Below are 10,696 nucleotides of genomic sequence, written 5' to 3' on the forward strand. Positions count from 1 at the left end.
GTTATTTTAATAGCTGAAAAGCAAATAGCGCTGCAATATAGGCTATCACTGTCATTGTTATTAATTGCAACACCGGCCATTTCCAGGTGTTGGTTTCCCGCTTCACAATAGCGAGTGTGCTCATACATTGCATGGCAAAGGCATAAAATAAAAGCAGGCTTACACCGCTGGCTAAAGTAAACAAGGGGCCGCCAAGAATATGATTCGTTTCTGACGCCATTCTCGATTTTATGGTCTCTTCTTCGTCACTTCCTACGCTGTAGATCGTAGCCAGAGTTCCAACAAATACTTCCCGTGCCGCAAAGGAACTCACTATAGCAATTCCAATTTTCCAATCATAACCTAAAGGAGCAACAGCAGGCTCTATGGCTTTTCCGATATTCCCAATATAGGAGTGCTGAAGTTTATATGAGGCAACCAGTTCATTTATTTCGGCTTCGGGAAGATAGGTGTCGCTGTATTTGGCTTCCACAATCTCCCGGGCGTTACTAAAATCATCTCCCGGACCATAACTTGCCAGTACCCAAAGAATAATAGAAATGGCTAGAATGATCTTTCCTGCCCCCAGTACAAAGGCTTTTGTCTTCTCAACCACATTGATCCCCACGTTTTTGAGCATAGGAACCTTGTAGTTTGGCATTTCCACTACAAAATAAGATTTGCTCTTAATATTGATGATCTTATGCAGTACCCAGGCAGAAAATATAGCCATCCCAAAGCCTAGCATGTAAAGCAACATGAGGGTAAGGCCCTGCAGATTAAAGCCCATAAAGGAACGTTCGGGAATCACCAGGGCAATGATGATGAGATAAACAGGAAGCCTGGCAGAGCAGGTCGTGAAAGGAACTACCAGAATAGTGATAAGTCTTTCTTTCCAATCTTCAATATTCCTTGATGCCATGACTGCAGGAATAGCACAGGCAGTTCCCGAGACCAGGGGCACAACACTTTTACCGCTCAAGCCGAATCTTCTCATAATGCGATCCATCAAAAAAACTACGCGACTCATATAACCACTTTCTTCAAGAATGGAAATGAAGAGAAAGAGAAAAGCAATTTGAGGTATAAAAATTACTATACCTCCAAGGCCGGGGATGATCCCTTCAGAAATAAGGTTCGTAAACGGGCCCGCGGGTAAGGTGGAATTTGCAAACTCACTTAAGCTCGCAAAACTCGCATCAATAAAATCCATAGGATAGCTCGACCAGTCATAGATCGCCTGGAAGATCAACAATAAAATAGCGAAGAATATGAGATAGCCCCATACTTTGTGAGTAAGGATCCTGTCCATTCCTGCCCTTAATCCCTTGGCGGCATTAGCATCAACGGTCATGGTTTGCTTTAAGACCGAATTGATGAACTGATAGCGCAAAATCGTTTCCTTCTGCTGCATTTTTTTCAAGGCTGCAACATCTTTGGTAACAAAATCCTCCCTGTTGCCCAGGCTATTTCGGTTGACATTTCCAAAATTGACATCCTGGGTGATGACCAGCCAAAGTTTGTATAAGGACTGGTTGGGAAAGGCGTTGCGAAGACGGTTAAAGTACTCCGGATCCATGGATGAAGCATGCAAACAAGGCTCTGTAGAAATATGCCTGTAGTTTACAATGTGTTCTTTAAGTTCGTTGATCCCTGTATTTTTTCGGGCACTTACAAGAACCACACGAGTTTTGAGCTGTTTTTCAAGGGCAGGAACGTCAATGCTGATTCCCTTGCGCTCCATACGGTCGGCCATGTTAATTACGAGGATCGTAGGGATTTCAAGATCTTTGATCTGGGTAAAAAGGAGCAGATTACGCTTTAAATTTTCCACATCACTTACCACTACGGCAACATCTGGATAATCCTTGTCATTTTTATTCAGCAGCAGTTCGATGACCACATTCTCATCGAGAGAGGAGGCATTAAGGCTGTAGGTGCCGGGAAGATCAAGGATGTGAGCTTTGATGTTCTTGGGAAGCTTACATATTCCTTCTTTCTTCTCAACCGTAATTCCGGGATAATTCCCAACTTGTTGATTCAACCCTGTAAGCTGATTAAATACCGATGTCTTTCCGGTATTTGGATTGCCAATGAGTGCTACATTTAATTGTTTGGCCATGATTAGGGTAGAATTTCTATTTCGATATGCAGAGCAGTCTCTTTTCGAATCGCAAGATGACTTCCGTTAATGTTGAGGTACAAAGGATCTCGAAAGGGTGCCGTTTGCACCAGTTCCACCTCATTGCCTGGCAAACATCCCATTTCAAGAAGCTTTAGCGGAATAATTTCTGCTGAAAAACTTTTGATGACCCCGCGCTGGCCCCTCTTTAGATCGGCAATTGTCTTGCTCAAAGTTTATTTAGATTGATTTTAAACAAGGCAAAAATAAGGCAAAATCCACGATTAGAAAAACCTGAACTCACAAAAGAGCAGTTATTTAAACTTTAACTGATAAGGATCAGATCTACCGATACTCCTTTTTCAGCACTTCAATATCTTCTAAAAGCTGTGTTATGGCATTGGGGCTGGTGCCGTCATAGAAGCCTCTAATTCTGCGCTCTTTATCCACCAGCACAAAATTTTCGGTATGGATCATGTCGAAGGTTCCGCCGTCTCCGTCGCTTTTTGCCGCGAGATAGGATTTGCGGGCGAGATCATAGATCTCTTTTTTGTCGCCGGTCACGAGGTTCCATTTTTCGTCTATGACACCTTTTTCATCGGCATATTTTCGCAGTACCGGTACGCTGTCATAATTTGGAATAACAGTATGAGAAAGTAACAGTACTTCCCTGTCCTCTTTGATCTTTTGCTGGATCTTCAGCATATGATCTGTCATTATGGGACAAATTGTTTGACAGGTGGTGAAAAAGAAATCGGCTACATAGATCTTGTCCTGATAAAAATCCTGGGTGATGGTATCCCCATTTTGGTTGAAGAGCCTGAAATCTTTTATTTTGTGATATTTCCTTACCTCTTGCATGGTAGAGTCTACCAACTCGTTATTGACCATATCGGGTTGGTAAACCGGCAATCTCTTTTCAGGTTTCAGAATATTATAAATGATGACAATGATGATCGCCGAAAGTACGAACAGGAAAATTCCGAAAAATTTGTATTTGGCGAAAAACTGGAGCATAACATTTAATTTGGGACAAAAATACAATTCTGCAGCCCAATTTTGAATATTGCCAGCTATGAAAAATACCTGATCCTGAAGCAGCTCAATTTTTAAACTTTTTTGAGAACCTTTAAAAGTTTACTTTTGTGCGATTTTAATTTACCCAAGATTGTTATGGATCCTTTTTTTATAAAAGCACTTCAATTAATACTTAGTTTATCAATTCTCATCATACTTCATGAACTCGGTCATTTTATTCCGGCAAAGATGTTTGGGATAAAGGTGGAAAAGTTTTTCCTGTTTTTTGATGTGAAATTTGCCCTTTTCAAGAAGAAAATAGGAGATACCGTTTATGGATTAGGTTGGTTGCCGTTGGGAGGTTACGTGAAGATCTCCGGGATGATCGATGAGAGCATGGACCGTGAGCAAATGGCACAACCGGCCAAACCATGGGAGTTTAGAAGCAAACCTGCATGGCAGCGGCTTATCGTCATGGTTGGCGGGGTAACGGTGAATATCGTACTCGGATTCTTCATCTATATGATGGTAGTTTTCACCTGGGGCAGCCCATATATTGCTCCCGAAGATATGCCCAATGGTTTTGCAGTTGACGATACTTTTAAGGAATACGGCTTTAGAGATGGAGACAAAGTGCTTGCAGTCAATGGAGACGACCTCAAGAACAGTATAGACATCAACAAATATCTTTTTTTAAGAGATGTAAAGAGTATAACAGTTGAACATCAGGATGGCCAGAGAGAAACCATCCAGGTGCCCGAAGATGTTGGTTCGCAAATGTTCGAGCAGGGAGTGATGCAACCTTTTGTTCCTATGGCTCTGCCAATACTGGATTCTGTAGTTTCTGGCAGTCCTGCAGATCTTGCCGGCCTTAAGAAAGGAGACAGGATCATTTCCATCAATGATATTGAAGTGGGATACTGGCATCAGCTAACGCGTAAAGTGGATGAAAGCAAAGGTGAAGAGCTAAGACTGGTTTACAGCCGCGGAGGAGATTTTGAAAGCGTGGAGCTGGACAGCGATAAGGCTGCAGTTCTAAAAGATCATCTTAAGACCATATCGATAACACCCAATGAAGAAGGAGATCTTGGGGTTTACGTGAATACGAAATCGTCTATTAAGGTAAGCAGGGAGTATTATTCGTTCAGCGAGAGCATTGCAAAAGGATTTGACCTTGCCTACTGGACCCTGCATGATTATGTGGCTCAATTCAAATACGTTTTCACCAAAAAAGGAGCGACTCAGGTAGGTGGTTTTGGCGCTATTGGCGGGCTTTTCCCCGATGCGTGGAACTGGCAGGCCTTCTGGATGACCACAGCTTTTATCTCCATCATCCTCGCCTTTATGAACATTCTGCCTATCCCGGCATTAGATGGAGGCCACGTGGTGTTCCTGCTCTATGAAATGGTAACAGGTAGAAAACCGAACGAGAAGTTCATGGAATACGCTCAACTTGCAGGCTTTGTGATCTTGATCGCTTTGGTTTTATTCGCTAACGGAAATGATATCTATCGCTGGTTGTTTGATTAACCTTTGCGTATTTAAGAATTTTTAAGGCTGAAGACATTTCTTCAGCCTTTTCTATTTTTTGAAATCATGTCCACAGAATTATGCTGCGGAATACCTTCGGAAAATGACCTTTTTGGCAGGTATTATTCGGCTCGATTACCAATTAAACATTACGCCGGAAATTCTATCGAAGCTTTCGTTGAAAAGGCTACTGTGGAAAATTCACCAGCCGGAAAGAAAATCACAACGGTTGAAACCGCGAAAAAGATACGCTTCAAAAATGCCATTTTTGAAGCCTTATTTTGAGGTTGCTCCAGAGAAGATCTTGTAAAGCTGAATTGTTTAGTCGCTGGCTCCGGCTGAAATAATCAGGTATAAAGAGCGGTTTTTGAAGAATTGACTCTCCTTGCCAATAGGGTCCAATAAAAAATGCCATCATAAAGATGGCATTTTATTAGAAGCTCCTCCTCTTGGGCTCGAACCAAGGACCCTCTGATTAACAGTCAGATGCTCTAACCAACTGAGCTAAGGAGGAATTTCAATATGTCTTCAGTGTATTTTTAAAAGGTCACTAACACCCTTTTTTTGCTCCTCCTCTTGGGCTCCCCTCGACTTCGCTCGGGATAAACTTCTCGCCCAATAGAATTGACCTTCAATTTTTGCTCCTCCTCTTGGGCTCGAACCAAGGACCCTCTGATTAACAGTCAGATGCTCTAACCAACTGAGCTAAGGAGGAATATTGCAACCAATTTTGCGGTTGCAAATATAATCTAATTTTTAATTTTCCCTAAATATTCTTCAAAAAAGTAACACGGAATATTTCCGGAATTTATTTCTCTAAGCTTGGGGGTTTCTAGCTTTCTTCTCCCAGTTCCACAGCCCTGTCAAAAGCGGCATATGCGGCATCCTTGATCAATTCCTTTACATTATTATCATCCATGGAATCTAAGGCTGCGCGGGTCGTACCTCCTTTTGAGGCCACTCTGTCCATCCAAAGCGTGGGGGAGAGATCGTTTTGGTTAAATAACTCAACAGCCCCTTCAAAGGTCTGGCTCACTAGCACCCGGGAATCATTTTCTGAAAAGCCCATTTTTAAGGCTGCTTCAAGCATGGAATTCATAAAGTAAAAAACATAAGCCGGTCCACTTCCTGAAATTCCCGTAGAGGCATCAATGAAATTCTGGTTTTTCACATGTATGGATTCTCCAGTAGTATCCAGAAGGTTTCGAATCATCAAAAGTTCCACCCTTGAAACTTCCTTGGATTCTGTATAAGAAGTCACTCCTTTTCCTACCTGTGCCGGCAGGTTAGGCATCGCCCTAACCACTTTTCTAATTCCCAGCCCATTTTGGATACTGCTTATGGTGACTCCTGCCATAAGGGAAACTGCAATTTGTTCGTTATTCATCATCGGCTTCATGCGCTCGAACAATTCTTCACTGTGGTAAGGTTTTACTGCCAGGAAGATCACATCTGCCTCGGGCAGGGCATCTTCAAGTTTTTCATGGACATCGAACATGCCCATTTCCTTAAGCGCCACAATCTTGTCTGGTGACACATCGTAAACCATTAATTTTCTTCGGTTCAAATAAGTTGAAGAGGCCATCCCTTCTGCATAGGTGAGACCCATATTTCCTGCTCCAATAACTAACACTTTCATTTTCTTCTATATTTTGATTCTTATTGTGCAAAGACTGTACGGGACCCTAAGTTTTTAATAATTATTTTAATTCGCAAACGAGGTTTGAGGTAAATAGTTGTAATTCAGTGGTATAGTGATAATTTTTAAAAATTAGTTTTCCGACAATTCGTCAAAAACCCGAAAATGTGTCAGGGTTTCAGAATTCTTCCGAAGCATATTTTTAGGTTAATTGATATATTTGGGAAAACTGAACTAAAACTAAATCCATGAAGAAAATTTCCGGAATGTTACTTTTTTGCCTGCTTTTGGCGGGAAATATTGCAGTAGCACAAGACGATCCCGTTATTCAAAACATCGTTGAAGAGGCCGAAGAAAACTCCAGCCTTGAGCAGCTAGCTCATCAACTGCTTGACAGCATAGGCCCGCGTCTTGTGGGAACGCCACAAATGAACAATGCGCATAACTGGGCAGTAAAGAAATTTGAGAGCTGGGGCATTCCTGCCGAGAAAGAGAAGTGGGGAGAATGGCGTGGCTGGGAACGCGGTATTACTCATATTGATATGATCACGCCCCGGGTGCAGACGCTGGAAGGAAGGCAACTTGCATGGAGCCCTTCAACAGGGAAGAAGCCTGTAACTGCAGAGGTGATCACCTTGCCCGAAACAGTTTCAGATTCTATGGCATTTCAACGTTGGCTGCCAAATGTAAAAGGGAAATTCGTTCTTATTTCGATGAAAGAACCAACTGGAAGGCCAGATTATAACTGGGAAGAATTTGCAACAGCAGCTTCTTTTGCAAAGATGAAGCAAGAGCGGCAGGAGCAGACTGAGGCCTGGAGGAATAAATTCCGAAGCATGGGTTACAATTCCAGAACTTTACCTGCGGCGCTCGAGAAAGCGGGTGCGGTGGGAGTAGTCACTTCAAACTGGTCCGATGGTTTTGGAGTGAACAAAATATTTGCGGCATATACTAAAAAGGTTCCCACGCTGGATCTTGCGCTTGAAGATTACACGATGCTCTATAGATTAGCCGAAAATGGAAGTAAGCCAAAGATACGTGTGACTGCGGAATCAAAGGAGCTTGGGACGGTACCCACTTTTAATACCATTGCCACCATTAAAGGAACAGAACTACCTGAAGAATATGTAATTCTTTCTGCTCATTTCGATTCCTGGGATGGAGCAACAGGCGCTACAGACAATGGTACAGGTACTATTGTAATGATGGAAGCAGCAAGGATTCTCAAGAAACATTATCCAAACCCAAAAAGGACGATTATCGTTGGGCTATGGGGAAGCGAAGAGCAGGGCCTTAATGGTTCCCGGGCTTTTGTAGAAGATCATCCGGAAATAGTGAAAAATGTACAGGCGGTATTTAACCAGGACAACGGAACAGGGAGAGTGGTGAATATTTCGGGAAATGGTTTCTTACATGCCTACGATTATCTTGGAGACTGGTTATCTAAGGTACCAGATACAGTTGCGAGCCATGTGGAGACTAATTTTCCTGGCAGACCCGGGCGTGGTGGGTCAGATTATGCCTCATTTTTGGCGGCAGGAGCACCGGCATTTAATTTGAGCGCACTTAACTGGTCGTATTGGAATTACACCTGGCATACCAACCGCGATACTTATGATAAGATCGTTTTTGATGATGTTCGGAATAATGTGATCCTTACCGCTGTGCTTGCCTATATGGCCAGCGAGGATGACGAAAAAACTTCCAGGGAACAAATTAAATTGCCAAACAATCCAAGAACAGGAGAGCCTCAAACCTGGCCCGAAGCTAGATCTCCTAACCGCAAAGGAGGAATGGATTAAGTCACGATTTTCATCGCAATAAGATCATTGCGGAAGAAGGTTTTTAATTATTAAGCTGCAGAAAGACTCCTGCCACTTCGGTGGCAAAAATGAGAACTTTCTGCAGTTTTTTTGTGCACTTTCCTCAAGCCTGAAAATTTTCCAGCCTCAGGTGTGAGAGTTATAAGGAGATAAAACAAGCTATAACCAGGGTCTCTAAAAAGGGATTTTTCAGGGGGTTTTATTTGATGTTAAGCCGCCTCTTTCCTTCTGCTACTTCCTTGCTTGCGCGGGCGTAAAGAGTGTTATCGCCGTCGGAGAGTACTTGGGTCAAAGCTTCCATTTCTTTCAGGTATTTTCGGGCGAAACCGGTATCATTCTTTACGATGTCCATCGTATTGTCAATGACATCGGCAAGTTTAATGGTCTTCGCCTCCCGGCTCATTCCTGCCTGTCTTTCTACCTCTTTCTGTTTCCTGGCTTTCCTGTTGAGGTGAGGATAATTCTGCTTCATGTATTCGTCGGTGAGTTCGGCCACCAGGGCTGCAACTTTATCGCCGAATTGCTCCCTTATTTCCTCTATTTCTATTGCAGTATCTTCAACTACATCGTGAAGATATGCCGCGCAGATCATTTCAGAAGTATGAGGAACTGTTTTGACAATTCCTGCAACCCGTTTGGGATGTTCAATATATGCTTCGTCAGAATACTTTCGCATTTGTCCGTCATGAGCCCGGCTTGCAAATTCCAATGCTTCGTCTTCCATTTTTATTCTGAAGTTAAGAATTCTGCCGAAGTCATAAAAGAGAAAAAGGCTGCAAAATATGCAGCCTCAAAAATGTCATTTTTAGAACCTATTTATTGAGAGGAGCTCCCACAGGTACCGCGCAGTCATGGCCTGGTTCTCCATGTGGCGGATTCACAGTTGGGGTTTGATCAACCCTCACCGGAGAAACCGAAGTAGCAGGTAGCTGACTGGTGGGCGTAGGATTTGCCGTGGTGCCGGCAGTGCCATTAAGAGGAGCGCCTACAGGAAGATCACACCTGTGACCGGGCAATCCATGTGCCGGATTCACCTTTACATCTGCAGCGGTGGCATCTTGTGCTGTGTTTTCGGTGGTTTGCTGAGTTTCATTGTTGGCATCTGTTGACTTTTCAGTGTCGTTACACGCAACGCTGAAGGTGATTCCTATAGCAAGTGCGATCAAATTCAGTTTTTTCATAGCTTTCTATTTTGTAAGTGATTCAAGTTCTTCTTCAGAGATTTTAAGGAGTCCAGAGGCAGGAAGTCGTTTTGTCATTTCCTTCCAGTTTTCATCCTGCTTAAATATAGCTTTAAAAAGGGGTTTTGCTTCTTCCATTCTTCCGCTGTTCGCAAGAGCTACAGCTGTCCAGTATTTCATTTCGAGATTTTCTGGAAAAAGCTTCATGGCGTTGCCATACTCTTCCAGGGCTTTTTCCACGTTCTCTTCTTCCATCGCCAGGTCTCCGCGATTCATGTATTCATAGGCGCGGGCAACCTTCAGCAGGCGCTCCAGTTCGACAAGCGGTTCTGCGTGATCATCAACGCGCAGATCTATCTTCTTTTCTTCCCACGGATTCTCAACCTTTTCGGCACCTACAACTATGAGGGCTGCAGATTGTTTTCCGCGGATATCGCCACCTTCGGCTTCGGCTGCTTTCATCGCCATAAGTACACGCTCAGCAAGCGGAAGCTCTGCATTTTCCTGAAAAGCCTTCGCCATTGCAGGAACTACAGTATTTTTAAGCATCATATTGGCCTGTACAGAAAAATTCTGCCCTGTCAAATGAGCAGCTGCTTCCACACACCTATCTCCGGTGTGGGCTGCGGTCTCGCCTTCAGCATTCAAAAATGCCACCTGCCGGTATGCTTTTCCTTCATCTTGAGAAAGGAGCTGGGCGAGGGCTTCAGACGGAGATTTTCCCTGCTCCATAAGCTTAAGTCCGTTTGGCCCGTATGCCGGATTGACAAAGGACTGGGTTGCGACTACACCGACTCCCGACTTACCCCAGGAAACAATGGAGCCAACAGAAAACCAATGGCTCTGAACGCCCACGGCCATTTCGCCAGTATTGGCATCTCTGGCCACAATAGAATAAGTATGTGCAAAAGCATCTTTAGAAATATTTGTTTTTTCTACAGAGTTTTGGGCAAACGCAGCGGTGCACAGAAGCAACAACAGGAAAGGCAGGGACTTCTTCATAGATTTAATTTTATTAAAAGTAAGAAATATTCCTAAATCTGGTTCCTGTCTTTTTCGCCGAAAATTTAGACCTAATCAATTCGAAAGTTGTTGGAAGTTTTTAAATTTGCCCCTCCCGGCCTCGTAGTTCAATGGATAGAATAGAAGTTTCCTAAACTTTAGATCTAGGTTCGATTCCTGGCGAGGCTACAAACCTCACAAACCCTGATGCACTGCAGCAGGGTTTTTTTGTTCCGGGTATAGCCTACGCCTATAAAGATTCCCGTATTAACCGCCTCATTTCCTTTCCACATCGCGATTAGGTAATCGATTGCATAAGAATAATATTACAAGTCTTAAAATTTCGGGTTTGATTCTTCTCTTTTCCAGCAAAACCGAGGTTAAACTGCATGGTAATTTCATT

General features: G+C 43.3%; 10 protein-coding genes and 3 tRNA genes. 4 read left to right on the plus strand and 9 right to left on the minus strand.

The genetic code is table 11. From position 1 onward, the window contains the following. Position 1 precedes the first annotated feature (1 nt). The 3 genes from feoB to HC175_RS04060 form a co-directional block, all read right to left on the minus strand. Positions 2–2,101: a ferrous iron transport protein B gene (feoB, locus tag HC175_RS04050; RefSeq protein WP_168137240.1), complete on the minus strand. Its 2,100-nt coding sequence runs from the start codon at positions 2,099–2,101 to the stop codon at positions 2–4. Between the two features lie 2 nt (positions 2,102–2,103). Continuing rightward, positions 2,104–2,334: a FeoA family protein gene (locus tag HC175_RS04055; protein WP_168137241.1), complete on the minus strand. Its 231-nt coding sequence runs from the start codon at positions 2,332–2,334 to the stop codon at positions 2,104–2,106. A 112-nt stretch (positions 2,335–2,446) separates the two neighbouring features. Next, a complete protein-coding gene (locus HC175_RS04060; protein WP_168137242.1) occupies positions 2,447–3,118 on the minus strand; it encodes an SCO family protein in 672 nt (223 codons plus the stop codon). 156 nt (positions 3,119–3,274) lie between these two features. Between HC175_RS04060 and rseP the strand changes: the two genes are divergently transcribed. Then, entirely contained in the window at positions 3,275–4,648 is a 1,374-nt protein-coding gene (gene rseP, locus HC175_RS04065; protein WP_168137243.1) for an RIP metalloprotease RseP, read from the plus strand. Positions 4,649–4,714: 66 nt separating this feature from the next. Next, complete coding sequence (locus HC175_RS04070) at positions 4,715–4,933, plus strand: hypothetical protein (protein ID WP_168137244.1); 219 nt, start codon at positions 4,715–4,717, stop codon at positions 4,931–4,933. Positions 4,934–5,088: 155 nt separating this feature from the next. Here the strand turns inward: HC175_RS04070 and HC175_RS04075 are convergent. The 3 genes from HC175_RS04075 to proC form a co-directional block, all read right to left on the minus strand. Then, positions 5,089–5,162, minus strand: a tRNA-Asn gene (locus tag HC175_RS04075). Positions 5,163–5,289: 127 nt separating this feature from the next. Further along, positions 5,290–5,363 (minus strand) — tRNA-Asn (locus HC175_RS04080). A 117-nt stretch (positions 5,364–5,480) separates the two neighbouring features. After that, positions 5,481–6,287: a pyrroline-5-carboxylate reductase gene (gene proC / locus HC175_RS04085; protein WP_168137245.1), complete on the minus strand. Its 807-nt coding sequence runs from the start codon at positions 6,285–6,287 to the stop codon at positions 5,481–5,483. A 248-nt stretch (positions 6,288–6,535) separates the two neighbouring features. Here proC and HC175_RS04090 point away from each other — a divergent pair, with 248 nt between their 5' ends. Beyond that, positions 6,536–8,089 (plus strand): M20/M25/M40 family metallo-hydrolase, encoded by a 1,554-nt coding sequence (locus HC175_RS04090; RefSeq protein ID WP_168137246.1) that lies wholly within the window; start codon positions 6,536–6,538, stop codon positions 8,087–8,089. A gap of 220 nt (positions 8,090–8,309) precedes the next feature. Here HC175_RS04090 and HC175_RS04095 read toward each other — a convergent pair whose 3' ends face one another. The 3 genes from HC175_RS04095 to HC175_RS04105 form a co-directional block, all read right to left on the minus strand. Next, the gene (locus tag HC175_RS04095) at positions 8,310–8,834 is read right to left on the minus strand and encodes an HD domain-containing protein (RefSeq protein WP_168137247.1); all 525 of its coding nucleotides are present in this window, start codon (positions 8,832–8,834) and stop codon (positions 8,310–8,312) included. 88 nt (positions 8,835–8,922) lie between these two features. Continuing rightward, positions 8,923–9,291 (minus strand): hypothetical protein, encoded by a 369-nt coding sequence (locus HC175_RS04100; RefSeq protein ID WP_168137248.1) that lies wholly within the window; start codon positions 9,289–9,291, stop codon positions 8,923–8,925. A gap of 6 nt (positions 9,292–9,297) precedes the next feature. Beyond that, entirely contained in the window at positions 9,298–10,293 is a 996-nt protein-coding gene (locus tag HC175_RS04105) for a DUF1028 domain-containing protein (protein ID WP_168137249.1), read from the minus strand. Positions 10,294–10,410: 117 nt separating this feature from the next. On the opposite strand from HC175_RS04105, the gene HC175_RS04110 reads away from it, so the two are divergent. Then, positions 10,411–10,482: transfer RNA gene (locus HC175_RS04110), tRNA-Arg, on the plus strand. Positions 10,483–10,696: the final 214 nt, after the last annotated feature.

The sequence above is a fragment of the Salinimicrobium oceani genome, from assembly GCF_012037645.1.